This is a genomic window from Streptomyces gottesmaniae (genome assembly GCF_031845845.1).
Classification (GTDB): domain Bacteria; phylum Actinomycetota; class Actinomycetes; order Streptomycetales; family Streptomycetaceae; genus Streptomyces; species Streptomyces akebiae.
The window spans coordinates 49,503-75,353 of sequence record NZ_JAVRFJ010000012.1 but is presented as its reverse complement, the minus strand read 5'-3'; the positions used below and the strand labels follow the sequence as shown (position 1 = coordinate 75,353).

Here is a 25,851-nt window from a genome sequence, read left to right as displayed (position 1 = left end):
CCCGTCACCGCCGCTCACTCCCTTCCCGATGGTCACCGGTCCGGCCGTTCGCCCCGCCCGGCGATCCGCCGTCCCGCTCCCGCACCCGCACCACGTCCGAGGCCGCGTCATCCCGACAGCGCGTGCCGTCCCACACCCCGTGATCCCGACCGTGCCGCCCGTCCAGGAGCCCCTCGGCCCGATCGTGCCGCCCGTCCAAGAGCCCCTCGGCCTGGCCGTGCGCCCCGTCCCGAAGCAACCCCCGCAGGCGCTCCCAGCCCCGCCCGTACACGAACGCCGCCTCGCCCCAGCGGAGGGCCGGTACGGTCACCACCAACCCCGAGCCGTCCCGTTCCAGCACGTGCACCTCGGCGATCCGCCGTCGGCCGTCCCGGTCCCGTACGAGGTGCAGGACCACCGACAGCGCGGCCGCCAACTGGCTGTGCAGTGCGGCCCGGTCCAGCCCGGCGGCCGTTCCGAGGGCCTCCAGACGGGCCGGCACCTGGCCCGCGGCATTGGCGTGGAGCGTGCCGCAGCCGCCCTCGTGGCCTGTGTTCAGGGCAGCCAGCAGGGACACCACCTCGGGACCGCGCACCTCGCCGACCACCAGCCGGTCCGGGCGCATGCGCAGCGCCTGCCGCACCAGGTCCTGCAGCTCGACGAGGCCCACGCCCTCCTGGTTCGCCGGTCTGCCCTCCAGCCGCACCACATGCGGATGGTCGGGCCGCAGCTCGGCCGAGTCCTCGGCCAACACGATCCGTTCGCCGGGGTCGACCAGTCCGAGCAGCGCGCTCAGCAACGTGGTCTTCCCGAACCGGGGACAGGGACACCACTGCTGCGGCACACTCGGGGCATGAAGCCCACGTCATCGGCGAACGGGGCCACCCGCGCCGTCATCTACTGCAGGATTTCGCAGGACCGCACCGGCGCTGGCCTCGGCGTCGACCGGCAGCGGCAGGACTGCGAGGCCCTCGCGGAACGTAACGGCTGGCAGGTCGTCGAGGTGTACGTCGACAACGACGTGAGCGCCTTCTCCGGCAAGCTCCGCAAGGACTACCGGCGCATGTTGGACGACCTCGACCAGGGCAAGGCGACCGTCGTCATCGTGTGGCACACCGACCGGCTCACCCGCTCGATCGTCGAGCTGGAGGAGTACATCGAGCTCTCCGACCGCCGCGGCATCGCCACCCACACCGTGCAGGCCGGGACGATCGACCTCGCCACCCCGTCCGGACGGATGACCGCGCGGATCCTCGGCGCCGTCGCCCGCCAGGAGTCCGAGCACAAGGGCCACCGTGTCGCCCGCGCCCGGCAGCAGCGGGCGCTCGCCGGAGAGTGGAGCGGCGGGATCCGCCCGTTCGGGTGGGGTGTCCCCACCGGGGAGAAGCGCGCCAGGCTCGACCGGAAGACCGGCGAGGAGGTCGAGGCGGACGTCCTCGACATGAACCAGGTCGTGCCCGAGGAGGCCGAGGCGCTGCGCCACTGGACGGACACGATCCTGTCCGGCGGGTCGGTCCGCTCGCTGGTGAAGTGGTGCGCCGACAAGGGCATCACCACCAGCCGCGGGAACCCGGTCACCCACACCGACCTGCGCGAGATGCTGATGCGCCCGAGGAACGCCGGGATCGCCGTCTACAAGGGCGAGGAGGTCGGGCGCGGGCAGTGGGAGCCCATCGTCGAGGAGACGAAGTTCAGGGCCGTCGTGGCGATCCTGTCCGACCCGGGCCGCACGGTGAACCGGGGGGCTCAGCCGAAGTGGGTCGGCTCACTGCTGTACCGGTGCGGGCGCGGGGAGTGCGGCAAGGGCATGACGGTGACGCAGTCAGGCGGCCGGTCGTATCCGTCGTACCGGTGCCCGACCGGGCACGGCGGCGGCCGGCGCGCTGAGATCGTCGACCGGCACGTGGAGGACACGATCGTCGAGCGGCTGGAGCGGGACGACGCGCACGAGCTGCTGCTGCCCGGCCCGGACGACGTGGACGTGGCCGGCCTCCAGGCGGAGGCCGAGGAGATCCGCGCGCGGATGAAGAACCTGGGCGGGTTGTTCGGCGCGGGGCAGCTGGAGCTGGAGCCGTTCACCGCGGGGATGGATACGGCGCGCGGCCAGCTGGAGGGTGTGACGTTGCAGCTGGCGCGCGCGGCAACGGTGGATCCGCTGGTGGGTCTGGTGGGGGCGCCGGATGTGCGGAAGGCGTGGCGGGCGCTGGAGCTGGACCGGCAGCGGAACGTGCTGCGGGCGCTCGTCGAGGTGACGCTGAAGACGCCGCGGCCCGGGCGGATGCCAGATGGCGGGTACTTCGATTACTCCGCTGTGGTGTTCAGGTGGAAGCGGGGCGGCGCCTGACTCAATCATCACGTCCAGGCAACTCGCCAAGCTGAGCAAGCTCTTCCTTAGCGGCCTTGAGCTCTGCTTCAAGCTGCGCCTTCTTTTCGGGGTCCTTCTCCTGAATAATGCTGTACTGGACGTAGCTGTCCTTAATGAAATGTTCCAGCTCTAGGCGCCTTTCATTAAGCGCGCTCTCAATTTCACTATCGGAAAGAGGCCTAACGCCAGGCGGCGGCAGGAAACCTTTCCGCCTGGCACTGGCCACCCACTTCGCCGCCGTGGAATGCGGGGCGTCGAAGCGGTTGGCAACCTCCCTCGTCGGGGGCAACCCAAACTTATCGGCTGAGAGATAGACCTGTGCCACTTCATACAAGAACTCGTCCGTGATCCTGTTCCGCTTGCGCTTGGTCTGCGCAGGTGGCGGCTGATCACGGGCAACCGCGTAGGCCTCGGCTGCCTGCGTCTGAAGTTTATCTATCCACCGCATCGCGGCGCTGGGTCGGTTTTCATACGCGGCCACCGACCGAGGACCATGAGCGGGCTCCATGTCTGCGTCTGGCCTGCCACCCTCTTCCATAAAGTCGGCGAGGTAGCGCGTCATCAACGCTACCGCCATAGGTTTCCAGCGCCTGGTAGGGACGATCTTTCGAAACTTCTCGTAGGCGACTGGGAGATCCATCCCAGCACTGCGCGCCTCGTTCAGCGTCAGCTCGCCGTCAAAGACGTGGAAGTGCAGGAACAGCGCGAAGTCGTCCTCGTCGGGCCATCCCTCGGCCCACATGCCCTTAGTTCCAACTGCCAGATGGAAAAACTCCGGCAGCAGGACTGTTCCGACCTGCATGAGCTCCGGCAGCTCCGGGATGTCGTCGAGGGCGAACCACGGGTGCACCGAGTAGTGCCATCCCGGTGGGGGGTTCAGGTAATCGTCCACGTCCTCATCCTGCACTCATCGGCAAGGCATTGGCAAGACTAAGGGGGCCCTTAGTGGTTCGCCACTCCTGTCACTCCATTGCCTGAATGGCAAGGGTATGGCTAGGGTGTGGGCCATGGCAGAAGCACAGGCACTGCGCCTAGCTAGCGTGCGCTCGGCCCTGATCACCGGGGAAGCCGAGCGCCTGCGGGTCGCAGCCCAGCTCTCAATCGGCGAAGTCGCCCAGGCCTGCGGCGTGGATCAATCCACCGTCTGGCGCTGGGAACGGGGAGTACGCAGGCCGCGCGGGGATGCGGCGCTTGCCTACGGCGCACTCCTCGAATCGCTCCGCCAGCGATCCTCGTCAGCCGACGAGAGGGAAACGGCGTAACCATGGCAAGGCCATGGGCTGCCCAAAACGGCACCGGTCCCGCGTGCGAGGCGGGATCGGCGGCCGGAAACGACGAAGAGGCCGCGTGCGAGGCGGCCTCTCCAGTCGAGCAAATCCGCACTCCAGCAAGAGATCGGAAACAGCTCTATGTCACAGCTTGACATGACGGCCAGCATGCTGGCGACCCCGACCGACCAGGTCGGCGCGGCCGAGGCCTTCGAGGTCCTCGCCGCCACACCGGCCACCTGCACCGTCTACCCCGGTCTCTGCACCGTGGCCGACGACGAGGACGGCGACCAGGTCGACGCCAACGGCCTCCACTTCGACCACGGCAGCGACGCCATCGGCGTTCCCGGTCTGGAGGTCGAGGGCGACCCCGAGATCTGGGCCCAGTTCACCCACGTCTCCGCCGGCAACCCGCCGCACATCGGATTCATGGGCTTCGACCTCACCCCCGAGCAGGCGCACGACAAGGCGACCGAACTGCGGCGCTTCGCCGACGACCTGGACCACCTCGCCGACCAGGTGCACGTGGCCCGCGCCCTACACAACCTGCGCACGGTCCAGGAGACCACCGACGGCCCGTTCGCCAAGATCCTCACGATCATGGAGGACGCCATCGTGCGCGACGGCGCCGACCCGGTCGAGGTCGGCGATCGAATCCTGGAACTGATGGCCCAGGCCCGCGCCGAGAAGGCCGAGGTGCAGGCATGACAACCACCGCCCAGGACCGCAAGATCAACGAGCGGATCGCCCGCGAGCACCCTCACATGCGGCCCGTCCTGAAGCCCACCGACCGGTGCGTCTACGAGGGCGGCCCCGCTGTTGCCGTCCGTACCGGCCAGCTCGGCAACCGGTACGGCCTGTGCGCCGACTGCCGCGACTCGCAGGACCGCACCGACATGGCCACCCGGATCATGGAGCCGTTCCGCACCCGGCTCCTGGAGGCCGGACTCCTCGACGAGCGGGCCGAGGAGTTCATCAACGCGGTGATCCTCCTCGGCTCCGTGGCGGAGAACCCGGAGGCGACGATCAGCGAGTTGTTCCGGAGGATCCTCGACGAGTTCGGCTCCGACCGCGCCGAGGCTGCGGGAGCGACCGCGTGACCGCCCCGACGAACACCGTGGCGGCCGCAGGGGGAGCCTGCGGCCGCGCGGCCCAAGCCGCCGATCCCGAGCCGGGGCAACACTCCTCGGAACCTGTGCTGTCCTTGACCACAGGCGCGGGGCCTGAAGAGTCGAAGGAGGACTCTGTGCCCCCTCAGCGCCGCCCGGCCCTCTCCGCGGCCGAGGAACAGCGCCGGGCCAACCGGCCCATCCGCGACCCCGACCCCAAGCGGAACGCCGCCTACTGGGCGCGCATCGACGCCATCGTCGACGCCGCCCCACCGCTGACCGACGAGCAGCGGGCCGTGATCAGAACAGCCTTTCACGGCGCCCGAGCACAGGGGGCTGCGTGAAGGGCACCGTCCACATCCAGGTCGGCCGGTTCGACGCCAAGGTCCACAGCCCGTTCGAGGCCAAGGACTACATCAAGGACCTGCCCCGCACTTGGCGCCACTGGGACAAGACAGAGAAGTGCTGGGTCGTCGAGCTGTACGCGGTCGACACCCTCGTCTCCGCCTTGTCCGCCGCCGGCTTCACCGTGCGCACCACACGACCTGCCGGGTCGAGCTACGAGTACAGCGCCCCGCCGCCCCGCGCCGAGCGCCACACGGACACGTGGGCCGACTCCATGTACAAGGCGCTCGGCAAGGACCTCGGAGACAAGGCGTACAAGGCGCTCGTCCCCGTCCTCCACCCCGACCGCGGCGGCGACACCGTCTCCATGCAGCAGCTCAACGCCGCCCGCGACAAGGCCAAGCTCCAGCCCGCCCGGTGACGCGAGCGCGGCGCCGCCAGGGGGTAGCGCCGCGCCCTCACGAACACCATCGGCATCACGGGAAACGAGAGACACGTTCGTGAACACCAACACCGAGCCGCTGGCCGCAGACCCGGACATCACCCGGGCCTGGCTCGCCCCCCGTTTCGAGGCGCCGGGCCTCGTCTCGCTCTGCTCCAAGAACAACTGGACCGGCATCCAGACCGACGACCTGGACCGCGCCGTCACCTGGGCCATGGAGGAAGACCGCGCCGGGGCGGAAGGCATCTACTGCCGCGTCACCACCGTCACGTCGCGGTTCCCCGCCGGAACCCGAGGCAGCGCGCGCGACTCACGCGCCCTCCTCGGCATGTGGTCCGACATCGACTTCGGCAACGACCTCCACAAGGCAACCGATCTGCCCGGCACCGCCGACGAAGCCCGCGACATCCCGCGCTTCGCGAAGCTCCCCGAGCCCACGCGCGTCGAGCACTCAGGCGCAGGCCTCTACGTCTGGTGGGAGTTCGAGAAGCCGCTCGTCATCGGCGAGGACATCGACTTCGACGCGGCCGCCGAGCTTGGCGGGGACTGGCAGAACATTCTCCTCGCCGGCGCGAAGACGATGGGCTTCGGCTACGGCACCGGCGTCAAGGATCTGGCGCGGGTGCTGCGCCTGCCCGGCACCGTCAACCGCAAGCCCGGACGGACGCCGACTCTGTGCCAGGTCATCGAGGACACTGGCGTCCGCTTCCCCGCAGACGACATCCGGCAGATGGCCGCCGACCTCAAGCCCAAGCCGAAGAAGCGCGCGGCCCCGAAGCCATCCGCGCCGCGCGGCAACGCGTCACGCCCCGGCCCGGCTCGCGGCGGCCGGGGACCGATGGAGGTTCTCGGCGATCACGCGTGCTGCGGCGAGATCCTCATGCACGTCGGCGCGACCTACGCCGAGCAGCTCCCGGGCAACTGCTCGTACTGCGGCTCGGGGTGCCAGCGCTGGAACCGACCCGGCTGGGACGACACCTGTTCCAAGGACGGCATCGCTGTCCACAAAGACGGCGCCGCCGTCACCATCCGCACCGACAACTTCCCCGGCATCACAGCCGCCGCGATCGGCCACGTCCTCTCCCCCGGCCAGCTGTTCGCCGCACTGCACCACGGAGGCGACGAGTCCGAAGCCTCACGCGACATCATCCGCGCCGCCCACGGCCGCGACGGCGCGAGCGCTGCCGCCAAGGCCCTGCCCGTCACCGTCCTCGACGACGTCCGCGCGGCCACGTCCCGCGACGAAGACAAGCAGGAGGACCAGGACGACGCCGAACAGGTCGCCGAGGACGAGCCGGAAGCGCCGCCCGCCGGCTCCCCAGCCGCGCTGCTCGCCGACTTCCTCACGCAGATGCAGACCTACATCCACCTCGACGACTACGGGCACATCATCTTCTCCCTCGCAGTCGCCGTATCCTCCGACCTCGACGGCGAACCGCTCTGGGGCATGCTCGTCGGCCCGCCCTCCGGCGGCAAGAGCGAAGCCGTCAAGGCCCTCGACGACTCGGCCGACGAGCACGTCGACGACATCACCGGGCCAGCACTCCTCTCATGGATGCCGGGCAAGAACCCCAAGCCCGCAGGCATCCTCACCCGCATCCCCAGCCGCGCATTCGTCACCATCTCCGACTTCTCCACCGTCCTCGCCACGTCCGACCGCGGCGGCCGCGACACCCTGTTCGCGCTTCTCCGCCGCGCCTACGACGGCCACGTCGTCCGCGAGGTCGGCAACTCCCCGCGCCCACTGACCTGGACAGGGCGCCTCACCCTGCTCGCCGCGGTCACTCCAGCCATCGACAACTTCTCCTCGCACACCGACGCGCTCGGCCCTCGGTGGCTGTACTGCCGACTGCCCGAGACCGACAACGCCCACAAGAAGGCGACCGTCCGGAAGCGCCGGAAGATCGAAGGTCTCGCCGAGAAGCAGGCCGAGGCCCGACGTCGCGCGTCCGAACTCGTGCGCGTCGCCCGCCGAGTCGTCGGTGACGTCGAGCTGGACGACGAGATGTACGACCAGCTGGAGGACGCGGCCATGCTCACCTGCCTCGGCCGCGCCGCCGTCCCCCGCAACGCCTACGGGCGCCGAGAGATCGACGGCATCCCCGTCATCGAGGAGCCTGCCCGGGTAACCGGGCAGATCGTCGCGCTCGCCAAGTCGCTCCTCGCCCTAGGCGTCCCCCGCGGCCAGGCCCTGGCGCTCGCTGGCAAGTGCGCCCTCGACACGGTGCCGCAGGCCCGTCTCGCCTGTCTCCGGCAGCTCGCGGGTGGCGAGGCCATGACGGTCTCGGAAGTCCGGCGCCGCACGGGCCTCAACCGGCACGTCGCCCGGCGCGCCCTGGAGGACATGGAGGTGCTGGAGCTGACGACGTGCCCGCGTCACGAGAAGGACGAGGACACCGAGGAGTCCGGATTCCCGTCGTCGAACCCGTGGCAGTTGGGCGAGGAGCGGGCTCTGGTGACGCGTGTGCTGGCCGCACAGACCGCTACCGAACAAGCGAGCGATTCCGAAGGCTCTCCCTTGGCACGAAGTGTTGGTTACCCAACCCCAACCCCCCAAGAAAGAGACCTTAACGATCTTGGGAAGCGCTCGTCAGAGAGTTCCGGTACGCGCGCTACCCACACTTCGGGCCAAGCAACGCCCCAGCCCACGCCGCCCCCAGCGTCCGAAGACGCAGGGCTGTGGGACGCGCCGCTCGAAGAGCCCGACGACTACTGGGCCGAAGCGAGCTGAGGAGCGCACGTGAACGTCGACGACGTCGTGGCCGAGAAGATCGCCGCCGCCCGCGCCCGCGCCGAGGCCGCCAAGCAACGTCGTGCAGCGTTCGCTGCCGCCCGAAAGCGAGGCCTCGCCATCCGGCACGCCGCCCGCCTCCGCAACCAGGCTTCCGCCCGCACAACGGACGGAGACGACAGAGGCCCCACCGGGGCCCCTGTGACCGACAACACCGAGGAGGACTGACTCATGGATCTTCAGATGCTTGCAGCGGATCTGATCTCCCGCACCGAGGCGGCGGTGGAACAGATCGCCGGTCTCTCGGCGCACACCGGCATCACCTTCAAGGTCGCCGACGTCGTCGACGCCGTCGAACGAGACCTGCCTTCCGACTACCCCGCACCCGCCACGGATGGATCTCTCACCCGTCGGCACGTCATCAAGTCCATGGCGGAGGACATCCTCACCGGCGCGATGTACGAGGGCCACGCCTGACCCGCACGACAACAGCCGGGCCCGCGGTAATCGGGCCCGGCCTCCCCTCCAGCACACCACAGAAGGAGCCCGCCATGGCAGGCGAGACCGTCATCACCATCGTCGGCAACCTGGTCGACGACCCCGAGCTGCGTTTCACCCCGTCCGGGGTCGCCGTCGCCAAGTTCCGCATCGCGTCCACCCCGCGCATCTTCGACAGGCAGACCAACGAGTGGAAGGACGGCGACGCCCTGTTCCTCACCTGCTCTGTCTGGCGCAAGGCCGCCGAGAACGTCGCCGAGTCCCTCGCCAAGGGCGTGCGCGTCATCGTCCAGGGCCGGTTGAAGCAGCGCTCTTACGAGGACCGCGAGGGAGTGAAGCGCACCGTGTACGAGTTGGACGTCGACGAGGTCGGGCCGACCCTCGCCCGCGCCACGGCGAAGGTCGAGAAGAACCCGGCGGGCGGCGGCCGCGCGGCTACTGACCCAAATGGGTCACCTGACCCGTGGGCGAACGCCAAGCCCGCGAACGGCCAGCAGCAGGGTGGCGGATGGGGTGGCGCGCAACAGCAGCAGCCCGCCGCGCAGGGCGCCGGCTACTCCGACGAGCCCCCCTTCTAGGAGACGGCCATGACCGAGAACGAACTGCAGATCCTGTGTGCCGGCTTCACGCTGGGCGCCTACTTCATGGTGCTCGTCCAGGTCGGCTTCGGGATCCGTGACGACCGGCGCGACCGCAAGGCCGCCCGCGCCGCGATGGCCCAGCTGGAAGCCGCACGCGCCAAGGTCAAGGCGTGACCGCGGCGTGCGGCCTGTGCGAGGAGCCGATCCAGGCCGGCTACCTCTGCACGAAGGACGCGGTCGCCCTCGCACGCCGCCTCCAGGAGATGCCGGCGCTGTTCGAGGAACTGACCGAGTGCCTGGTGCCGCGCCGGTCGGGGCCCGCCGAGTTCGTCTCGGCGGCCTCGGCCGGGCCGCGGTCCCCCCTCGACGAGGACGTCCTCGACCTGGTCGACGGCGGCCACGTCGCCGAGGTGCTGGAGTCGTGGCGGGCAGACGTGCAGCGGGTGCGCTGGCCCAGCCATGGGGGGCCGCCCGTCGAGTCCGGGATGGCCCGGCGGGTAGCGGTCGCTGCCCGGTGGCTGGAGATGGAACTCGACTGGATCGCCGTCGAGTATCCGGCGGCCGGCGACCTGGCGAGCGAGGTGCGCGGGCTGGAGACCGGCATGCGGTCGGTCGTCGGCGATCCCGTGCCGCGCCCGCAGCGTCTCGGCCTGTGCGTGGCGGTCGACGACCAGGGCGTGGTGTGCGGGGCCGTCATCAAGCGGCTGCCGGGGCAGACCCGGGTGCAGTGCCGGTGGTGCGGCTACGCCTACTCGACGCTGCAGGACTGGCATCAGCTCCAGCAGTTCCAGCCGAAGGAGGAGTCGTGCCCGAGCGCATCGTGACCTGCCGTGTCTTGTCCGGCCGCGGCAACCAGTGCACCGGTGAGGCCGTCGACCCCGACGCCGATTTGAAGATATGCGCCCGCCATCTCGGCGAGGCTCAGCGACTCATCCACGCGGCGTTCCAGCGGGCGCAGCGCACGGGACAGGCATGATGTCGCCAGGGGTGTTGACGAGCGTCGCCACCCCTGGTTACAGTTGCGGAGCGCCCACCGGTCCCGGTACTAGGAGGGACGTGACTACGTGGAAAGAGCGCCATGACGCAGCTGTCCGCAAGCAGGAAGCCGCACAGAAGGCCTACCAAGAGGCCACCGACGAACGGGCCCAGGCCCTCCTCGACGGCGAGGCCGAACTCGGAAGCCAAGCAGCAGTAGCCCGAGAGCTCGGGGTCACCCGGGCCGGCATCAACCGGGCCATCAACGCGCTGAAGAACAAACAGCCGAAGACGTAGCCCCACAACTGAAGACGGCCCAAGGCCGGGACTGCAATCCCAGCCAAGGGCCTGACCGCACCGCCTACCTGACCTAACCAGGAGGAGATCCGGCTATGGCCGATCTTGCCATGCCCGCGGCACGCCGCGGCACCCCGGCAGAGCAGCTGAGCGAGCGCTTCACCGCCGCCTACAGCCAGTACCTGCCGATGGTGCGCGCCACCATCCGTGGCCGACTGACCGCCAGCGACGCCCACCTCGTCGACGACCTCGCGCAGAACACGTTCCTCGCGTTCTACAGCTACCTCAGCCGACTCGACGCGACCCGCGACTTCGGCGGCCTGCTCCGCGTCATGGCCCGCCAGTCGATCAGCCACCACTTCCGCGTCATGCGGCACACCCACGAGCGGCCCGTCGACGTCGGCAGCTGGCAGTACGCCGACCGCGAGATGGGCGGCACCGGCGCCGGCTACTACATCCCCGCCAGCACCGGCTTCCGCACCGCCGCGATCACGCCCCGCCCCGGCGACTCCGACCCGGACATGGACGAGGCCCTGCGCCGCGCCCGCCAGACGGGCGGCGCCCGATGAACCGCACTCTTTCCAGCGCGCTGGAAACCGACACCGATCTGGCCGTCGCCATCCGCGTCGCCCAGAAGATGCTCGCCGCCTACAGCGACACCAAGAACTTCGGCGAATTCGGCTACGCCCAGGCCCACGGCGCACTCTCCGAGTCGATCCGCATCCTGCTCCGCGCCCTCGGCGCCGAGCCGGCTGCCAAGCCGCTGCCGCCGGCCGTCGCCGAGCTGCACCGCCTGTGCCGCGACGACTACGCGAGCAGCGTCGACCGCCGCGTCCAGGACCACAGGGACGACGCACACCTGATCGAGGACGCCGAGGAGGCCGCCCGCGCCTCCGTCGACCGCGCGTTCCCCGCCGTCGCCGCCTTCCTCGCCACCGAGGCCGGTGAAGGCCAGTGAGCAGCGCCGAGCCCAACACCACGAGCGTCAACATCCTCGTCACCCAGAGCCGCACCATCGCCGAGCCCGACTGGTGCGCTGGACACTCCGGCGACCGCGCCGAGTTCCTGACCGACGTCACCCACTACGGCACCGAGCACGACCTCGACTTCCGTGACCAGACGCTGTGGAAGGCGATGCTCACGCAGTCCCCGTTCTCCAGCGCCCCGCAGGTCGGCGTGTACGTCGAGCAGACCGGCTACACCGGCACCCTCGACGCCGCCAGCCTGGACGACCTGGCGGACGCTATGCACCGGCACGCGCTCTACCTGCGACGCCTGGCCACGCGGCTGTCCGCGCTGGAGGTCGGCGAATGATCAGCAACCCGTCCCGAGCGCTCGCCATCACGGCCGGCCTCGTCATCATCGCGCTCACGGCCGCCGCGTTCTGGCTGTCCTACGCGCACCTGGCCGAGGTCGCCCTGGCCCACGGCATGGAGGACAAGGAGATCCGGGCGTGGGCGTGGCCCGCGACCCTCGACCTGTTCATCGTCGCCGGGGAGCTGCTGATGCTCCGGGCCGCCCTCGCGGGCGCCGTCGACAAATGGGCGATCGGGCTGACGGTGGTCGGCTCCGGCTCGTCCATCGCGTTGAACGTGGCCGGGGTCGGCACGGACGCGCAGCTGCTCGACTACGTGGTGGCCGCCGTGCCGCCCACGGCGGCGCTGCTCGCCTTCGGCGCACTGATGCGGCAGATCCACCAGGCGCTCGCCAAGCGCGCCAAGGCGCCCGTCCCGGTCACCCCGACCGTCGAGGTCGAGCGTGTACCCCCCGTACCCGAGGCGTACCCGGAGATCGAGGAGGCCGTACCCGACGTACCCGAGGCAGTACCCGCAGGCGCCCGCCTGCTCCCGACGTTCGACTGCCCCGGGGAACTACGCCGCGCGCTGGGACACGAAACCCGTCACGAAATCCCGGCGGCCGTACTCGCCTCCGAGGCGACGCGTACCCGCCCCGAGGTACACGCCGAGTACGTACCCGAAGAGGTGTGGAAGGACGATCACGAGTACATGACGGGCGGCGACCAGGCCGACGAGGAGGGCAACCCGGCGCAGGCTGACCCGCTCACGCAGATGGGTCTCGGCTGGGCTGCCGAGCAGTTCAAGGCCGAGCTGCTGGCGGGCGAGATGCCGTCCATCCGCGGCATCAAGGACCGGCTGCGCGTCGGCCAGAACCGGGCCAAGGAGATCCAGGACGGCTTCAAGCAGGCCCAGGTCGCATGGCAGCTGGCCGGATCGGCGGGCCGGTCATGAAGTGGCTCCTGTTCGGTGTACTCCTCGGCGTACTCCTGGTGTACCCGGCGCTGATGTCGCTGGTCATCGGCGGCGTGGCCGCCATCGCCTCACAGCCGGTGGTCCTGGCGTTCGCCCTCGGCCTGGCCGCCCGTCCGCACCTGCACCGGCCTCGGGGGTGGACGCGATGAGCGACGCCCTGGAGAAGGCCGTGAGGGAGGCGGTCGAGGCCGCGAAGAACTCCGAGCAGCTGGACGCCATCCGCAACGACCTGATCGCCCAGGCGGTCACGCGCGGCCTGCAGTCCATGCAGCAGCCGACATGCCAACACCACCAGCCGCAGCAGGACTTCAGCGCGAAGAAGTGGCTGGTCATCGGCGGCGTGGTGGTGTCGGCCGGCCTGGTTGGCGCGATGTTCGCCGTGGCCATCGCCATCGGTGCGACCTGCGCGACTGCCTGCCTGCTCATCCTGCGCTCGATGTGGCGCGACTTCCAGAAGGGGAACTGACCATGCCCAAGTCTGACGACCTCAAGTTCAGCGACTTCACCACCGGCGAGAAGGTCCGCCTGGCTGGCCTGGTCGTCCGCATGGGCAAGCGCGGCCTGGCCGGTGACGGCGTCGACCTGTCCGACCTGAAGCGTCGCGTCGAGCGGATCGAGAACGCGGCCCTGCGCCGGAAGAAGAAGTAGGTACGCCACGGGGCGGCCGTACCCGGCCAGGTACACCCGGCCGCCCCGTGCACCCGACCGTCCTCAAGAACGACCGGAGAAGCCAGGATGACGGACACCACCATCGCCCCGACCGCCGCCCCGCCGAGTACACCCGCACCCGCCGTACCCGAGGAGCCGGGTACACCGAGTACGCCCGTACCCGTCGACAACCCGAAGCTGCCCGCCCCGGGGGTCACCGAGGAGAAGCGCCGGCCGATCCTGCCCGCCTGGTTGAAGGACCGCACCGAGTTCGCGGCCACGGCCCGACACGCCAGCGGACGCCTCGGGTACGCCAGCCTCTACCACGGGGTACGCCTGCCCTGGTACGGAGTACAGCTCGCCGCGATGTCCCCGCGCGGCGCCTGCCGCTTCGCCGCCGAGACGAACCGCTGGCTGTGGGACCGCGAGGCCGCCCCGCTCCGCGGGCACGCCGTCCGCACCGAGGATGTCGACGAGTACCTGCACCTCGCCCGTCTCCGCGGCAACCGGGTACGGCTCCGCGGCCTGGTCGTCATGACCGCAGCCGTGTTCGGTACGGGCTTCGCGCTGTGGCTGTACGTCATGGCGCCCGCCTACCTGTGGGCGTTCGCGGCCGGCGCCGTCCTCACCATGGGGTACTTCGGCCAGCAGCCCGACGCCCCCGTCATCGGCCCGGCCGTCATGCGCACCGACCTGCAGAAGCTCACCGGCACCATCGTGTTGCGCGCCCTGGACTCCATCGGCAACGCGAAGATCTCCGCCGCTGTGAAGAAGGGCGGCGACATGAACGGCATGCGCTTCACCAGCGAAATCACCCGCGACGGACCCGGCTACCGCGCCGACCTCGACCTTCCCTACGGCGTCGTGCCCGAGGACGTCATGGAGCAGCGCCAGGCCCTCGCGTCCGGCCTGCGCCGCAAGCTGGGCTGCGTGTGGCCGTCCGGCGACCCGACAGAGCACGAGGGCCGGCTGATCCTTTGGGTCGGCGACAAGCCGATGAACGAGACCAGCAAGCCGCCGTGGCCGCTGCTGAAGGACGGCCAGGTCGACCTGTTCAAGCCCGTCGTGTTCGGCAACGACCAGCGCATGCGGGACATCATGGTCACCCTCATGTTCGCGTCGGTCGTGATCGGCTCCATCCCCAGGATGGGGAAGACGTTCCTGCTCAGGCTGCTGATGCTCATCGCCGCCCTCGATCCGCGCGCCGCCCTGTATGCGTTCGACTTCAAGGGCACCGGCGACCTCGGCCCGCTGGAGCCGGTCTGTCACCGCTACCGGTCCGGTGAGGACGACGAGGATCTCGAATACGTCGTGCACGCCATGCGGGAGTTGAAGGAGGAGCTGCGGCGCCGCGCCAAGGTGATCCGCAACCTGCCCAAGTCCCGCTGCCCCGAGTCGAAGGTCACCCCGGCCCTGGCCAGCGACAAGAGCCTTGGCCTGCACCCCATCGTCGTCGGCTTCGACGAGTGCCAGGTCCCGTTCGAGCACGAGAAGTACGGCGCCGAGCTGGAGTCCATCGCCACCGACCTCGCCAAGCGCGGCCCGGCCCTCGGCATCGTCGGCATGTTCGCCACCCAGCGGCCCGACGCGAAGTCCCTGCCGCCCGGCATCAGCGCGAACGCCGTGCTCCGCTTCTGCCTGAAGGTCATGGGGCACACCGCCAACGACATGGTCCTCGGGACCGGCGCCTACAAGGCCGGCATCCGCGCCACCATGTTCACCCGCTCCGACCGCGGCATCTGCTGGATGTCCGGCGAGGGCGACGACCCGGTCATCGCGGCCTCCGCGTTCGTCGACGGCCCCGGTGCCGAGGTGGTCGTGGCCCGCGCCCGCCAGCTGCGCGAGGACTACGGCAACGTCACCGGCCACGCCCTCGGCGAGGGCCCCTCCGCCACCATCGGCATGGATGTCCTCGGCGACGTCCTGAAGGTCATGAAGGCCACGGAGAAGGCCCTGTGGTGCGAGCGGATCGCGGCCCGCCTCGCCGAACTCCGCCCCGACACCTACGGGGAGTGGAAGGGCGAGAACGTCACCGTCGCGCTCAAGCCCTGGAGCGTCCGCACCGGGCAGGTGTGGGGTCAGACCGACGAGGGCGAGGGCAAGAACCGGCGCGGCATCGAACGGGCCGACGTGGCCGCCGCGATCGCCCGCCGAGAGGCCGACAGGCTGGCCGCGTAGGCCCCGAAACAGTCGCTAGACCTAGCACCCCGCCACGCTAGGTCTAGCAGGCCCGCTAGCACCGGATACGCCCCCTGAGCAGGCGCCTAGCGTCTAGCAGGGGCGCCGCTGGAACCCCGGAAACACCCCCATCTGGAGAGGAAGACACCCCATGTGGCTCGCTATGGCCGCCCTCGTGCTCTGGCTCGGCTTCTACGCCGTCCAGTGCGCCGTCAAGCCGTTCGCCCCCTGCCGCAGGTGCGACGGCCTGGGCGCGATCGAACGGTTCGGGAAGACGAAGCTGTGCCCGCGCTGCCTCGGCAAGAAGCTCCGGCTCCGCGTCGGCCGCCGCGCCCACAACCACTGGCGCCGCACCCACCAGGCCGGCGCCCGCTGACGGACACTGGAGGCATGGAGTCGCAGATGATCCGGCCCGGCCACCTCACCGCCCACCAGACCGCGCAGCAGCTCGGCATCACCCTTGGCGGCGTCCGCCAGCTCGTCCGCCGAGGCCGACTCGCCCGGTCTGGCGGCACCGACCGGCAACCCTGGTACGCCGTCGCCGACGTCGCCTCCCTCCAAGCAAAGCGCCCCACCCGCAACGCCGCTTGACCGCAGGTCAGCCGCGTGTCACGATCCGGGTGTACAACTGTGCCCTGAAACGGCACCACAGACCCACGACGAAGCCCCGACTCGGTCCCCCCGGTCGGGGCTTCGTCGTGTCACAGCACAGTCACATCAGCTTCACGCCGTCCTCACATGCCGCATGATGACCCCTCAGCAACAAACCGCTCAGGGGGGACCATGCACACCCGAACCATCGCAGCAGCACTCGCCGCTGCAGCCCTGCTCACGCTCACCGCCTGCGAGGGCGCCAGCGGCAGCAGCTCCAGCAAGCCGGACACCACCGCCGAGGACACCAGCGGCCAGACGAAACAGGACACCAGCCCCACCGAGACTGAAACGGACGCGCCCGCCACCGAGGCCGGCGCCGACGAGGCCGAGCCGGGGACCAGCGAGGTGCCCGACGTCGTCGGCATGAACCACGGCGAGGCGCAGAGCCTGCTGCGCAGCAAAGGCTTCATGGTCAACGAAGAGGACGCGTCGTCCGAGGGCCGCTGGGTCCTCGACAACAGCAACTGGAAGGTCTGTCGCCAGGACCCGGCGCCCGGCGCCACGGACGCCCTCCGCGTCGCCATCTACTCCGTCAAGCTCGACGAGTCCTGCTGACCATCCACAGACACACGACTGAGCCCCTGGTGACCAAACCCGGGGGCTCTGTCGTGCAAGCCGTCCGCTGCCCGGCGACGGGACCGGGGAGATCCTCCCGCGGCCGCTAACGCGGTCGCGGTGTGCGCGCAGCGACCGGGCAGCGGGCCCTCACGGAGGCAGACATGGCACGCAGGGCGATGCAGGTCTGTCCCACCCCTGGATGCCCCACGCTCACCCCTGGGGGACGCTGCGAGGCATGCCAGGGCAGGGCACAGCGCGCACGTCCCACAGCAGCATCCAAGGGCTATGACGCACGCTGGACACGTACACGCGCTGAGTACCTGAGAGCCCATCCGTACTGCGAGTGCGACGAGTGCGAGGCCATGTCCGCACTGCTACGTCCCAGGGCTACAGAGGTCAACCACCGTGATGGCCTCGGACCCTTGGGGCCAAGGGGTCACGACTGGACCAACCTGCAAGCGATGACGAAGGCTCACCACTCTCGCGAGACAGCGAAGCATCAGCCCGGAGGCTGGAACGACCGCGAAGAGTGACCAAATCGCATCGTTGCAGGTCAGAAGCCTAAAGGAATGCAAAAGCGCAGGTCAGAGGCCTATCGGGGGGTGGGGGTGGACCCCCACCGAGTAGGGGGCCCAGAACGCCGGGGAGGGCTCCGGGAGGTCCGTCGGGTTCAGAAGGTCAAGATCGTCACGCAAGGTGACGACGCCCAGTGCTGCGCAAGGCAGCGTGGAGGAGTGATCACCAATGCCCAAGGGTGGAGCCCGCGTTGTCTCCGGCCCGCCGCCGGACCCTCGCTCGCTGCGGCAGTCGAGGCCGACGAACGCGGCCGGCTGGACGACGCTCCCTGCGGAAGGCCGTACTGCTCCCGCCCCGGAGTGGCCGCTGGTCACGCAGACCGAGCGGGAGATCGTGCTGTGGGAGGACCTGTGGTCGCGCCCGCAGGCTGTGGCGTGGGAGGACCTCGACCAGCGCTACGAGGTCGCCATGTTCGTGCGGAAGCTGGCCGAGGCGGAGCTGCCGAAGGCGTCGGTCGAGCTGCAGAAGGTGGTGCGCCAGTACCTGGATTCGCTGGGCCTGTCTGTGCAGGGCATGCTGCGCAACCGGTGGAAGATCGCCCCGGCAGTCGAGGAAGAGCAGCCGGTGCCGCAGGTGGAGGTCCCCCGGCGCCCGAGCGCGCGTGACCGGCTGAGGGTCGTGCCTCGTGGCGAAGGCGCTTGACCTCGACTTCGCCGTCGACTTCCCCACCCTGTGGATCGTTCCGGACTGGATCGAAGCGCACTGCCCGGTGCCCGACGGCTTCCGGGCCGGCGAGGACCTCGAGCTGTACCCGTGGCAGCTGTGGTGCACGGTCAACCACTACCGCGTCAGGCCGACGGCGACCTTCGGCCAGCTGGCGCCCGCGTTCCACAACCGGCGCTCGCAGGTGGTGGCGCCGCAGAAGACCGGCAAGGGCCCGTGGTCGGCGACCATCGTCCTGGCCGAGGCCGCGGGCCCGGTCGTCTTCAACGGGTGGGCCCGCGGCGGCGAGAGGTACCGGTGCGCGGACCACGGCTGCTCGTGCGGCTGGTGGTACCAGTACGAGCCGGGCGACCCCATGGGCACTCCGTGGCCCACCCCGCTGATCCAGCTGATGGCGACCTCGGAGTCCCAGGTCGACAACGTCTACCGGCCGCTGCAGTCGATGGTGAAGAAGGGCCCGCTGAAGGAACTCATGCGGGTCGGCGAAGAGTTCACCCGGGTCGGCGAGGACGGCAAGATCGAAACGGTCACGTCGTCGGCGCTGTCCCGTCTGGGTAACCCGATTATTTTCGCGATGCAGGACGAGTCCGGCCTGTACACCACGGCGAACAAGCTGCGGAAGGCGGCGGAGACCCAGCGCCGCGGCGCGGCCGGCATGGGCGGCCGGTCGATGGAGACGACGAACGGGTGGGATCCGTCCGAGGAGTCGGTGGCGCAGACGACGTCTCAGGCCAAGGCACGGGACATCTTCAAGTACCACCCCCAGGCCCCGAAGGTGCTGTCGTACAACAACAAGCGGGACCGCCGGAAGATCCATGCGGTGGTGTACGCGGGCAGTACGCACGTCGACCTCGACGCCATCGAGGCCGAGGCCGCCGAGATCATGGAGAAGGACCCCGCCCAGGCCGAGCGGTTCTTCGGCAACCGGTGCGTGGCCGGTTCGGCGGGCTGGCTGGACGGCACGAAGTGGGCCGCGAAGGCCAAGCCGCGCAGGGTCCGCCCGATGGCGCGGATCGTCCTCGGCTTCGACGGCTCGGACATGGACGACTGGACGGCGATCCGGGCAGAGACGATGGACGGCTACCAGTTCACCCCGCTGTACGGGTCGAACGACGAGCCGACCGTCTGGAACCCCGCCGACTACGGGGGCCAGGTCCCGCGCGCGGAGGTGCGCGCGGCGATGGACCAGCTGATGAACCGCTACGACGTGGTGCGGCTCTACGCCGACCCTCCGTACTGGGACACCGAGGTCGACGAGTGGGTGGATCTGTACGGCGAGGAGCGGGTGATCCGCTGGTACACGCGCCGCATGGTGCAGATGCACGCGGCGGCCGAGCGGCTGAAGACCGACGTCCTGAAGCGGAACACCGCCGACGGGCAGCGGGCTGCCGCGTTCACGCACGACGGCTGTGAGCTGACGCAGTCGCACATCGAGAACGCCCGCCAGGCCGAGCGGCCGAGCGGGCTGTACGTGCTGCGCAAGGCGAGTCCCGTCCAGAAGATCGACATCGCGGTGTCGTCGGTGCTTGCGCACGAGGCGCTCGGTGACGTGATCGCGGCGGGCCTGGCTGAGCAGGACGTGTCCTACTACTACGGCTCGTGAAGGGGGCGTTCTATGGCCACCCTGGGGGAGGCGCTGCAGCTGGTGTCCCTGCTGGAGTCGGAGCTGGTCCGCCGGCAGTCGGAGATCGACGAGAACAACGACTACTACCGGGGCAAGCAGCCGCTGAAGTTCGCATCCGACGACTTCGCGAAGTACCACGGCGGCCGCTACAAGGACTTCAGCGACAACTGGGTGCAGGTCGTTGCGGACAGCCCGGTCGAGCGGCTGACCGTGACCGGCTTCCAGGCCTCCGGCGAGATGAAGGCGGACAAGGACCTGTGGGAGGTGTGGCAGGTCAACGGCCTCGATGGTGACTCGCAGTTGGGGTTCCTCGGCGCGGTCAACTCCGCGCGGTCGTTCGTGCTGGTGTGGGGTGACCCGGACGATGAGGACACCCCGGTCGTCACCTTCGAGGACGCCGCGCAGTGCATCGTCGCCTACGTGCCCGGCTCGCGGGTGAAGCGGCGGGCGGGCCTGAAGCGGTGGCAGGACGGCAACTGCGACTACGCAACGCTGTACCTCCCCGATGAGCTGTGGCGGTTCGAGCGGCCGCTGCTCAAGCAGAGCAAGTCCCCGCAGATGGCCGATGTCGACGAGGCGATGCGGCTGTGGGTGCCGCCGGGGGCCGAGGGGCGGCTCAGGTCGTGGCAGCTTCGCGACGAGGCCCGGCTCGGCGAGCCGAACCCTCAGCTCAACCCCATGGGGCTGGTGCCGCTGGTGGAGCTGCCGAATAAGCCGATGCTGGTGGGCGACCCGATCTCGGACATCACCGGTGTCGTCGGGATGCAGGACGCGATCAACCTGATCTGGGCGCAGCTGTTTACCGCCTCCGACTACGCGTCCTTCCCTCAGCGCGTCGTCCTAGGCGCCGAGCGGCCGATGATCCCCAAGCTGAACTCTGCCGGGGAGATCGTCGGCAAGCAGCCGGTGGACCTGGCGAAGTTCGCCGTCGACCGCGTCGCGTGGATCACCGGCAAGGACGCCAAGATCGCCGAGTGGCAGGCCGCGAACCTCGCCGCCTACACCGGGATCATCGAGACGGCTGTCGGCCACCTCGCCGCGCAGACCCGCACCCCGCAGCACTACCTCATCGGCAAGATGGCCAACTTGAGCGGGGACGCGCTGCTCGCCGCCGAGACCGGCCTCGTGAAGCGCGTCGACGAGAAGAAGCTGTGGTTCGGTCAGGCCCTGCGCGAGGTCGCCCGGCTCATCTACCTCGCGCGCGGGGAAGACGCGAAGGCCAGGGCGATGCGCGCGGGCGCGGTGCTGTGGGCCGACTCGGAGTCCCGCTCGCACGCCCAGCTCGCCGACGCCCTGGTGAAGCTGCAGACGATCGGCTTTCCCTTCGAGTGGCTGGCCCTGCGCTACGGCCTCACCCCGACCGAGGTCGCGGATGTCGTCGCGATGCGCGAGCGGGAGGCCGAGATGGACCCGCTCGCCGCTGCCACCCAGATGCTCGCCCAGCGTCCCGCCCCCGTCGAGGAGGGCCTCGTCGAGGACGAGGCGGAGGCCGAGGAGGGGGCGCCGGTATGACGGTCCCGCCCGAGGCGCAAGCACACCAGGCCGAGCGTGCCGCCCAGGCCGCGGTGACGGCGGCCGCCGTGCGCTCGGTATGGATGGCCACCGACCCTGAAGACCTGGAGGGCTCGTGGCTGGCCGGCGCGATGTTCGCCGCCGAGCTGATCCACGCCGGACAGGTCGCGGCCGCCGCCACAACGGACGCGTGGCTGAACCGGGAGGCCGGGCCCGGCGAAGGCACGGTGGACCCGGAGACCGCAGCGGCGGCCGCCGGGGACCTGACGCCGGCGCTGCTGTATCCGCTGCTGATCGCCCTCAACCGGCTGCGCCGCGGGTTCTCGATGACGATGTCGATCCTGTCCGGGGCGTACTTCCTGGAGATGGTCACCCGCTCCCTGGTCGCGGACGCCGGACGGATCGCCGACATGGCCGGGATGATCGCCCGCCCGCGCGTGGTCTCCTACGTGCGCGTCGTGCACCTGCCCGCGTGCGCGCGCTGCATCATCCTCGCGGGCAGCGAGTACAGCCTGTCCGACGGGTTCCTGCGCCACCCGCGCTGCGACTGCACGCTCGCGCCGCGCCGTCCCGGCGACACGTGGGAACTGCTCGGCCCCGACGAACTGTTCGCGCAGATGGACCCGACACAGCAGCGGCGTGCGTTCGGCGAGGCGGGCATGCAGGCGATCGCCGAGGGCGCGGACATCGCCCAGGTCGTCAACGCTCGGCGGGGCATGAAGACCGCGACCCTCTACAGGCGCTCCGTCCAGGCCACATCCGAGGGCACCACCCGGCGCGGCTTCTACGCCTCGCGGCGGGCGAAGTTCGAGAAGGCCGCCGGTGTCCGCTTCGGCGAGAGCACCCAGGCCCGCACCCGGACCAAGGCCGTGCGGCTGATGCCGGAGGAGATCTACCGGCTGGCCGACGGCGACCGCGATCACGCGATCCGGCTGCTGAAGAAGAACGCCTACATCGTCTGACCGGGCGCAACGCCCGGCCCCTTCACCCGCAACGGGAGACACCACCATGCACGCACCCCTGCCCGTACACCCGCTCACCGGTCTCACTGCCGTCGGCTGGCGCAAGGCCCGCCCCGGCGAGGACGACGAGCTGCACCCGGTCTGGCCCATCCTCGGCGGCGCCCCCGACGAGGACGACGGCCAGGACGGCGACGGTGACGAGGGTGACGACGACGGCCAGGACGACGACGCCGAGGCCGGCGACGACGACCAGGACGGCGAAGGCGAGGACGACGCGGACCCCGAGGGCGCCGACCAGCTCGGCGACAAGGGCAAGCGAGCCCTGGCCTCCATGAAAGGCAAGTGGCGCAGCGAGCGGGACAAGCGCCGCGACCTTGAGCGCCGACTGGCGGACAAGGACAAAGGCGGCGGCGATGACGCCGTGGCCAAGGCGACCGCGGCCGCAACGGCCGCCGCCAACACCCGCATCCTCAAGGCCGAGATCAGGGCGGCCGCGGCGAAGAAGCTCGCGGATCCCCGCGACGCGCTGAGGTTCATCGACCTCGAACAGTTCGAGGTCGGCGACGACGGCGAAGTCGACGCGGAGGAGATCGCCGAGGCGATCGAGGACCTGATCAAGGACAAGCCCTACCTGGGCGCCGCAACGGCGAAGAGGTTCCAGGGCACCGGCGACGGAGGGGCAGCGCGCAAGGCGGGCCGTCCGAAGCAGCTCACCGAGCGCGACCTCAAGAACATGTCCGCCGAACAGATCGTCAAGGCCCAGGAAGACGGCCGACTCGACGACCTGCTCGGCGCCGGATGACCCCTGGAGGGCACCGATGTCCATCAACAACTTCAAGCCGCAGATCTGGAGCGCCCGGCTCCTGGTCGCGTGGCGCAGGTCTCTCGTCTACGGCGGGCCCATGGTGGTCAACCGGGACTACGAGGGCGAGATCGCCGAGTCCGGCGACGTCGTCAAGATCACCTCCATCAGTGACCCGACGATCTCGGACTACGTGCCGAACTCGACGGTCATCACGCCGGAGGAGCTGACCGACGCTCAGCGCAACCTCGTCATCGACCAGTCCAAGTACTGGGCGTTCAAGGTCGACGACGTCGACAAGCGGCAGGCCAAGGGCAACGTCATGCCCGAGGCGATGAGCCGCGCGGCCTACCGGCTGCGCGACGTCGCCGACCGGTACATCGCCGGCCTCTACACCGGCGTCGCCGCGGCCAACAACCTCGGCACCATCTCCGTCGTCGCGGCCACCCCCACGGACGCCTACGACGATGTCCTCGTGCCGCTGAAGGTCGCCCTGGACAACGCCGACGTGCCCACCGAGGGCCGCTACTGCGTGGTCCCGCCCTGGTTCACCGGCCGCCTGCTGCGCGACGACCGGTTCATCTCCGCCGACAAGGCCGGAACCACCGACGCCCTGCGCAACGGCTTCGTCGGACGCGCGGCCGGCTTCAACATCGCGCAGTCCAACAACACCCCGAACCCCACCGGCGACGACAACGTCATCCAGGCCGGGGTCAACGCGGCGATCAGCTTCGCGGAGCAGATCAACAAGACCGAGGCCTACCGGCCGGAGTCCTCCTTCTCCGACGCCGTCAAGGGCCTGGCCCTGTACGGGGCGAAGCTCGTGCGCCCCGACGGCATCGCCATCGTCACCGCCTCCCAGACCTGAGCAGGAAGGACACCCGGCCATGCCCCGCACCGCAGTGGCGTACCGCAACCTGGTCGCCAACAGCTCCCTCAACGGAGCCACCGGGCCGACGACCGTGGACGCCACGCTCGTCACCAACGGCGTCGTCATCAACGACGCCGTGCCCGAGTACACCCTGATCCGCACCACCCACACCGACGGCGCCGCACACGACCTCATCGTGCGCGCCGGCGACAACCCGCCCGCGATGGCCGCCGGGCAGGGAGACCTCACCGTCGAGGTCGCCGCCACGTCCGGGGTCCGCTACTTCGGGCCTTTCGAGTCCGGCAGGTTCCTCCAGAACGACGGCACCCTGCTCATCGACTTCGAGACCGGCTACGCCGGGACGATCGACGTCCTGCGTATCCCGCGGAGCGTGTGATGGCCGGCTCCGCATCAGCTGAGGGCTTCACCGAGGAGGAGCTGGCCGCCGCCCTGCAGCTCCTCCGCAGTCGGCAGGCCCAGTCCAAGGCTCGGCCGCCGGTCAAGGATGAGGGCACCGTCTTCATCCGGGGCGAGGGCGGCTCCGTCTTCGAGATGACGCCCTCGAAGATGAGCTCGGACCTCAAGCGGCGGCTGCGGCTGGGCTACCTGCGGCAGGTCAACGCCGACGGCTCGCCCCTGCGCGAGAACACCCCCGCGCCCGCGCCCGGGGGCCCGCTCGGCCAGGAGCCGGTACCGAGGCCGGCCAAGTCGGCACCGAAGAAGGACTGGGTGCTGTACGCGGTGACCGCGCTCGGCCTCGACGCCGAGCGGGCCGAGGGCATGACCCGCCAGGAGCTGATCGACCTCCCGGCCGACCACGCCCAGCACCCCGGCCCCACCCCCGGCAACGAGCCCGTGCCTACGCCTGCGGGCGCCCGCCCGGACGAGGACGCCCCGAAGTCGGAGTGGATCGCCCACGTCGTCTCCAAGGGCCTGCTCTCCGCCGAGGACGCCTCCAACTACACCAAGGCCGACCTGATCGACCTTGCGACCTGACGGGAGGCCACCGTGGCACTGGCAGCCCTGGCGTCGGTGGCGGACCTGGAGGCTCGCGGGCTGACTGTCGAGGTCTCCGAGACGACCATCGTCGGCACGTTCCTGGCGGAGGCCTCGGCCTCCGTTCGCGAGGCGGCCGGCGTACCGATCAGCCAGACCACCTCCACCGTCGCCCTGGAGGGCCCGGACAACTCTCAGTGGCTGAGCCTGCCCGGGCCCCCCGTCCTCTCCGTCGCCTCCGTCGCCATCGACGGCGAGACGGTCACGGACTGGAAGCTGCGGTCCGGGCAGCTGTGGCGGGCGGCAGGCTGGTCACCCGGCCCCGAGCCGTCCGAGGTCACCGTCACCTACACCCACGGCCTGGCCACGGTGCCGGCGGACCTCGTCGGCCTGGTGTGCCGGATCGCGGCCGCCGTCCTCGTCGCCCACCGGGCCCAGCCCGACGGCGAGGGCCTGGCCGCGCGGGACATTCGCTCCGAACGCATCGGGGACTACGCCGTGACCTACGGCGACAGCGGCCGCATCACCGACATCGAGCTGCCCGACTACCTGCGCGAGCAGCTCGCCGCACGCTTCGGCGGAGGCGTCACGGTGGTGAGGTCGAGGTGAGCCGCGTCGGCCGCCTACTGAACCGCAGGATCGAGGTCTGGCGCGAGGCGTCCGTCGACGACGGCGGCGGGGGCCAGGCGACGACCTGGGTGCACCAGTCCACCCCGCGCGCCCGCAGGTCTCAGCCGTCCGCACGCGAGCGGACGGCCGCCGACCAGGCCGGCGCCGAGCTGAACGAGACCTGGTACTTCGCGCCCGGCACCGACGTACAGCGGCGTGACCAACTGCGCCCGCCCGGGCGCGTGCTCAAGGTCGTCGCCGTCTTCGAGCCGTCCGAGGACGGCACCTACCTCCGGGCGGACTGCACGCTCGTCCAACCCCTGAACAGCACCACGTGA

General features: G+C 70.2%; 36 protein-coding genes and 1 pseudogene. 35 read left to right on the top strand and 2 right to left on the bottom strand.

The annotated features are described in order from the left end of the window. Positions 1–4: 4 nt before the first annotated feature. Positions 5–790 (bottom strand): annotated as a pseudogene (locus RM704_RS15730) (ATPase, T2SS/T4P/T4SS family); the annotation flags it as partial. A gap of 42 nt (positions 791–832) precedes the next feature. Here RM704_RS15730 and RM704_RS15725 point away from each other — a divergent pair. Further along, positions 833–2,323 (top strand): recombinase family protein, encoded by a 1,491-nt coding sequence (locus RM704_RS15725; RefSeq protein WP_033524649.1) that lies wholly within the window; start codon positions 833–835, stop codon positions 2,321–2,323. Position 2,324: 1 nt separating this feature from the next. Here the strand turns inward: RM704_RS15725 and RM704_RS15720 are convergent, their stop codons facing one another. Continuing rightward, positions 2,325–3,236 (bottom strand): hypothetical protein, encoded by a 912-nt coding sequence (locus RM704_RS15720; protein ID WP_033524648.1) that lies wholly within the window; start codon positions 3,234–3,236, stop codon positions 2,325–2,327. Positions 3,237–3,351: 115 nt separating this feature from the next. On the opposite strand from RM704_RS15720, the gene RM704_RS15715 reads away from it, so the two are divergent. The 34 genes from RM704_RS15715 to RM704_RS15550 all read left to right on the top strand — a co-directional run bounded on the left by RM704_RS15715 (position 3,352) and on the right by RM704_RS15550 (position 25,851). Next, positions 3,352–3,606 carry a helix-turn-helix domain-containing protein gene (locus RM704_RS15715; protein WP_157856636.1) on the top strand — a complete coding sequence of 85 codons (255 nt, stop codon included), beginning with the start codon at positions 3,352–3,354 and terminating at the stop codon, positions 3,604–3,606. 147 nt (positions 3,607–3,753) lie between these two features. Continuing rightward, the gene (locus RM704_RS15710; RefSeq protein ID WP_157856635.1) at positions 3,754–4,320 is read left to right on the top strand and encodes a hypothetical protein; all 567 of its coding nucleotides are present in this window, start codon (positions 3,754–3,756) and stop codon (positions 4,318–4,320) included. After that, positions 4,317–4,712 carry a hypothetical protein gene (locus RM704_RS15705; protein WP_033524646.1) on the top strand — a complete coding sequence of 132 codons (396 nt, stop codon included), beginning with the start codon at positions 4,317–4,319 and terminating at the stop codon, positions 4,710–4,712. The genes RM704_RS15710 and RM704_RS15705 overlap by 4 nt, the downstream gene beginning before the upstream one ends. Before the next feature lie 146 nt (positions 4,713–4,858). Continuing rightward, positions 4,859–5,065 carry a hypothetical protein gene (locus RM704_RS15700; protein ID WP_033524645.1) on the top strand — a complete coding sequence of 69 codons (207 nt, stop codon included), beginning with the start codon at positions 4,859–4,861 and terminating at the stop codon, positions 5,063–5,065. After that, entirely contained in the window at positions 5,062–5,487 is a 426-nt protein-coding gene (locus tag RM704_RS15695) for a hypothetical protein (RefSeq protein WP_033524644.1), read from the top strand. Before RM704_RS15700 ends, RM704_RS15695 begins: the two co-directional genes overlap by 4 nt. A gap of 79 nt (positions 5,488–5,566) precedes the next feature. Then, positions 5,567–8,239, top strand: a complete 2,673-nt coding sequence (locus tag RM704_RS15690; RefSeq protein ID WP_033524643.1) for a helix-turn-helix domain-containing protein — start codon at positions 5,567–5,569, stop codon at positions 8,237–8,239. Positions 8,240–8,248: 9 nt separating this feature from the next. Then, positions 8,249–8,467 (top strand): hypothetical protein, encoded by a 219-nt coding sequence (locus tag RM704_RS15685; RefSeq protein WP_033524642.1) that lies wholly within the window; start codon positions 8,249–8,251, stop codon positions 8,465–8,467. A gap of 3 nt (positions 8,468–8,470) precedes the next feature. Further along, positions 8,471–8,716 carry a hypothetical protein gene (locus RM704_RS15680; RefSeq protein WP_033524641.1) on the top strand — a complete coding sequence of 82 codons (246 nt, stop codon included), beginning with the start codon at positions 8,471–8,473 and terminating at the stop codon, positions 8,714–8,716. A 74-nt stretch (positions 8,717–8,790) separates the two neighbouring features. Beyond that, on the top strand, positions 8,791–9,315 hold the full coding sequence (locus tag RM704_RS15675) for a single-stranded DNA-binding protein (RefSeq protein WP_033524640.1): 525 nt from the start codon (positions 8,791–8,793) through the stop codon (positions 9,313–9,315). 9 nt (positions 9,316–9,324) lie between these two features. After that, positions 9,325–9,492, top strand: a complete 168-nt coding sequence (locus tag RM704_RS15670; protein ID WP_192829524.1) for a hypothetical protein — start codon at positions 9,325–9,327, stop codon at positions 9,490–9,492. Then, positions 9,489–10,142, top strand: coding sequence for a hypothetical protein (locus RM704_RS15665; protein WP_033524639.1), 654 nt, complete (start codon positions 9,489–9,491; stop codon positions 10,140–10,142). The genes RM704_RS15670 and RM704_RS15665 overlap by 4 nt, the downstream gene beginning before the upstream one ends. After that, positions 10,124–10,294, top strand: a complete 171-nt coding sequence (locus RM704_RS15660) for a hypothetical protein (protein ID WP_157856634.1) — start codon at positions 10,124–10,126, stop codon at positions 10,292–10,294. The genes RM704_RS15665 and RM704_RS15660 overlap by 19 nt, the downstream gene beginning before the upstream one ends. Before the next feature lie 80 nt (positions 10,295–10,374). After that, on the top strand, positions 10,375–10,590 hold the full coding sequence (locus RM704_RS15655) for a hypothetical protein (protein WP_033524638.1): 216 nt from the start codon (positions 10,375–10,377) through the stop codon (positions 10,588–10,590). Between the two features lie 95 nt (positions 10,591–10,685). Then, a complete protein-coding gene (locus RM704_RS15650; RefSeq protein ID WP_033524637.1) occupies positions 10,686–11,159 on the top strand; it encodes a sigma factor in 474 nt (157 codons plus the stop codon). Further along, entirely contained in the window at positions 11,156–11,548 is a 393-nt protein-coding gene (locus RM704_RS15645; RefSeq protein ID WP_033524636.1) for a hypothetical protein, read from the top strand. The genes RM704_RS15650 and RM704_RS15645 overlap by 4 nt, the downstream gene beginning before the upstream one ends. After that, complete coding sequence (locus RM704_RS15640) at positions 11,545–11,904, top strand: DUF6907 domain-containing protein (RefSeq protein WP_033524635.1); 360 nt, start codon at positions 11,545–11,547, stop codon at positions 11,902–11,904. Before RM704_RS15645 ends, RM704_RS15640 begins: the two co-directional genes overlap by 4 nt. After that, positions 11,901–12,839: a DUF2637 domain-containing protein gene (locus RM704_RS15635; RefSeq protein ID WP_078936886.1), complete on the top strand. Its 939-nt coding sequence runs from the start codon at positions 11,901–11,903 to the stop codon at positions 12,837–12,839. Before RM704_RS15640 ends, RM704_RS15635 begins: the two co-directional genes overlap by 4 nt. Further along, the gene (locus RM704_RS15630) at positions 12,836–13,009 is read left to right on the top strand and encodes a hypothetical protein (protein WP_192829523.1); all 174 of its coding nucleotides are present in this window, start codon (positions 12,836–12,838) and stop codon (positions 13,007–13,009) included. The genes RM704_RS15635 and RM704_RS15630 overlap by 4 nt, the downstream gene beginning before the upstream one ends. After that, a complete protein-coding gene (locus tag RM704_RS15625) occupies positions 13,006–13,326 on the top strand; it encodes a hypothetical protein (protein WP_033524633.1) in 321 nt (106 codons plus the stop codon). The genes RM704_RS15630 and RM704_RS15625 overlap by 4 nt, the downstream gene beginning before the upstream one ends. Before the next feature lie 2 nt (positions 13,327–13,328). Continuing rightward, a complete protein-coding gene (locus tag RM704_RS15620) occupies positions 13,329–13,508 on the top strand; it encodes a DUF6257 family protein (protein WP_033524632.1) in 180 nt (59 codons plus the stop codon). 87 nt (positions 13,509–13,595) lie between these two features. Next, entirely contained in the window at positions 13,596–15,686 is a 2,091-nt protein-coding gene (locus RM704_RS15615; RefSeq protein ID WP_033524631.1) for an FtsK/SpoIIIE domain-containing protein, read from the top strand. Positions 15,687–15,837: 151 nt separating this feature from the next. Beyond that, a complete protein-coding gene (locus tag RM704_RS15610; protein WP_033524630.1) occupies positions 15,838–16,062 on the top strand; it encodes a hypothetical protein in 225 nt (74 codons plus the stop codon). A 14-nt stretch (positions 16,063–16,076) separates the two neighbouring features. Further along, positions 16,077–16,277, top strand: coding sequence for a hypothetical protein (locus RM704_RS15605; RefSeq protein WP_033524629.1), 201 nt, complete (start codon positions 16,077–16,079; stop codon positions 16,275–16,277). Positions 16,278–16,469: 192 nt separating this feature from the next. After that, positions 16,470–16,895, top strand: a complete 426-nt coding sequence (locus tag RM704_RS15600; protein WP_052145768.1) for a PASTA domain-containing protein — start codon at positions 16,470–16,472, stop codon at positions 16,893–16,895. 747 nt (positions 16,896–17,642) lie between these two features. Further along, the gene (locus RM704_RS15595) at positions 17,643–18,116 is read left to right on the top strand and encodes a phage terminase small subunit (protein WP_311590672.1); all 474 of its coding nucleotides are present in this window, start codon (positions 17,643–17,645) and stop codon (positions 18,114–18,116) included. Then, positions 18,100–19,740, top strand: a complete 1,641-nt coding sequence (locus tag RM704_RS15590) for a terminase large subunit domain-containing protein (protein WP_033524628.1) — start codon at positions 18,100–18,102, stop codon at positions 19,738–19,740. The genes RM704_RS15595 and RM704_RS15590 overlap by 17 nt, the downstream gene beginning before the upstream one ends. 12 nt (positions 19,741–19,752) lie before the next feature. Further along, the gene (locus RM704_RS15585; RefSeq protein WP_033524627.1) at positions 19,753–21,273 is read left to right on the top strand and encodes a phage portal protein; all 1,521 of its coding nucleotides are present in this window, start codon (positions 19,753–19,755) and stop codon (positions 21,271–21,273) included. Further along, entirely contained in the window at positions 21,270–22,235 is a 966-nt protein-coding gene (locus RM704_RS15580) for a hypothetical protein (RefSeq protein ID WP_052145767.1), read from the top strand. The genes RM704_RS15585 and RM704_RS15580 overlap by 4 nt, the downstream gene beginning before the upstream one ends. A gap of 46 nt (positions 22,236–22,281) precedes the next feature. Next, entirely contained in the window at positions 22,282–23,037 is a 756-nt protein-coding gene (locus RM704_RS15575; protein ID WP_033524626.1) for a hypothetical protein, read from the top strand. A gap of 16 nt (positions 23,038–23,053) precedes the next feature. Further along, the gene (locus RM704_RS15570; protein ID WP_033524625.1) at positions 23,054–23,905 is read left to right on the top strand and encodes a phage major capsid protein; all 852 of its coding nucleotides are present in this window, start codon (positions 23,054–23,056) and stop codon (positions 23,903–23,905) included. A gap of 19 nt (positions 23,906–23,924) precedes the next feature. Beyond that, positions 23,925–24,305, top strand: a complete 381-nt coding sequence (locus tag RM704_RS15565; protein ID WP_033524624.1) for a hypothetical protein — start codon at positions 23,925–23,927, stop codon at positions 24,303–24,305. Then, complete coding sequence (locus tag RM704_RS15560; RefSeq protein WP_052145766.1) at positions 24,305–24,904, top strand: hypothetical protein; 600 nt, start codon at positions 24,305–24,307, stop codon at positions 24,902–24,904. The genes RM704_RS15565 and RM704_RS15560 overlap by 1 nt, the downstream gene beginning before the upstream one ends. 12 nt (positions 24,905–24,916) lie before the next feature. Beyond that, positions 24,917–25,513, top strand: coding sequence for a head-tail connector protein (locus tag RM704_RS15555; protein ID WP_033524623.1), 597 nt, complete (start codon positions 24,917–24,919; stop codon positions 25,511–25,513). Continuing rightward, positions 25,510–25,851, top strand: a complete 342-nt coding sequence (locus RM704_RS15550; protein WP_033524622.1) for a head-tail adaptor protein — start codon at positions 25,510–25,512, stop codon at positions 25,849–25,851. The genes RM704_RS15555 and RM704_RS15550 overlap by 4 nt, the downstream gene beginning before the upstream one ends.

Excerpts from the sequence above, each read along its gene's own strand:
- RM704_RS15680 (WP_033524641.1), top strand. The coding sequence starts at position 8,471 with ATGGATCTTCAGATGCTTGCAGCGGATCTGATCTCCCGCACCGAGGCG.
- RM704_RS15715 (WP_157856636.1), top strand. The coding sequence starts at position 3,352 with ATGGCAGAAGCACAGGCACTGCGCCTAGCTAGCGTGCGCTCGGCCCTG.
- RM704_RS15710 (WP_157856635.1), top strand. The coding sequence starts at position 3,754 with ATGTCACAGCTTGACATGACGGCCAGCATGCTGGCGACCCCGACCGAC.
- RM704_RS15565 (WP_033524624.1), top strand. The coding sequence starts at position 23,925 with ATGCCCCGCACCGCAGTGGCGTACCGCAACCTGGTCGCCAACAGCTCC.
- RM704_RS15585 (WP_033524627.1), top strand. The coding sequence starts at position 19,753 with ATGGCCACCCTGGGGGAGGCGCTGCAGCTGGTGTCCCTGCTGGAGTCG.
- RM704_RS15625 (WP_033524633.1), top strand. The coding sequence starts at position 13,006 with ATGAGCGACGCCCTGGAGAAGGCCGTGAGGGAGGCGGTCGAGGCCGCG.
- RM704_RS15600 (WP_052145768.1), top strand. The coding sequence starts at position 16,470 with ATGCACACCCGAACCATCGCAGCAGCACTCGCCGCTGCAGCCCTGCTC.
- RM704_RS15630 (WP_192829523.1), top strand. The coding sequence starts at position 12,836 with ATGAAGTGGCTCCTGTTCGGTGTACTCCTCGGCGTACTCCTGGTGTAC.
- RM704_RS15725 (WP_033524649.1), top strand. The coding sequence starts at position 833 with ATGAAGCCCACGTCATCGGCGAACGGGGCCACCCGCGCCGTCATCTAC.
- RM704_RS15620 (WP_033524632.1), top strand. The coding sequence starts at position 13,329 with ATGCCCAAGTCTGACGACCTCAAGTTCAGCGACTTCACCACCGGCGAG.
- RM704_RS15560 (WP_052145766.1), top strand. The coding sequence starts at position 24,305 with ATGGCCGGCTCCGCATCAGCTGAGGGCTTCACCGAGGAGGAGCTGGCC.
- RM704_RS15605 (WP_033524629.1), top strand. The coding sequence starts at position 16,077 with ATGGAGTCGCAGATGATCCGGCCCGGCCACCTCACCGCCCACCAGACC.
- RM704_RS15580 (WP_052145767.1), top strand. The coding sequence starts at position 21,270 with ATGACGGTCCCGCCCGAGGCGCAAGCACACCAGGCCGAGCGTGCCGCC.
- RM704_RS15705 (WP_033524646.1), top strand. The coding sequence starts at position 4,317 with ATGACAACCACCGCCCAGGACCGCAAGATCAACGAGCGGATCGCCCGC.
- RM704_RS15575 (WP_033524626.1), top strand. The coding sequence starts at position 22,282 with ATGCACGCACCCCTGCCCGTACACCCGCTCACCGGTCTCACTGCCGTC.
- RM704_RS15670 (WP_192829524.1), top strand. The coding sequence starts at position 9,325 with ATGACCGAGAACGAACTGCAGATCCTGTGTGCCGGCTTCACGCTGGGC.
- RM704_RS15645 (WP_033524636.1), top strand. The coding sequence starts at position 11,156 with ATGAACCGCACTCTTTCCAGCGCGCTGGAAACCGACACCGATCTGGCC.
- RM704_RS15570 (WP_033524625.1), top strand. The coding sequence starts at position 23,054 with ATGTCCATCAACAACTTCAAGCCGCAGATCTGGAGCGCCCGGCTCCTG.
- RM704_RS15650 (WP_033524637.1), top strand. The coding sequence starts at position 10,686 with ATGGCCGATCTTGCCATGCCCGCGGCACGCCGCGGCACCCCGGCAGAG.
- RM704_RS15610 (WP_033524630.1), top strand. The coding sequence starts at position 15,838 with ATGTGGCTCGCTATGGCCGCCCTCGTGCTCTGGCTCGGCTTCTACGCC.
- RM704_RS15675 (WP_033524640.1), top strand. The coding sequence starts at position 8,791 with ATGGCAGGCGAGACCGTCATCACCATCGTCGGCAACCTGGTCGACGAC.
- RM704_RS15635 (WP_078936886.1), top strand. The coding sequence starts at position 11,901 with ATGATCAGCAACCCGTCCCGAGCGCTCGCCATCACGGCCGGCCTCGTC.
- RM704_RS15595 (WP_311590672.1), top strand. The coding sequence starts at position 17,643 with ATGCCCAAGGGTGGAGCCCGCGTTGTCTCCGGCCCGCCGCCGGACCCT.
- RM704_RS15615 (WP_033524631.1), top strand. The coding sequence starts at position 13,596 with ATGACGGACACCACCATCGCCCCGACCGCCGCCCCGCCGAGTACACCC.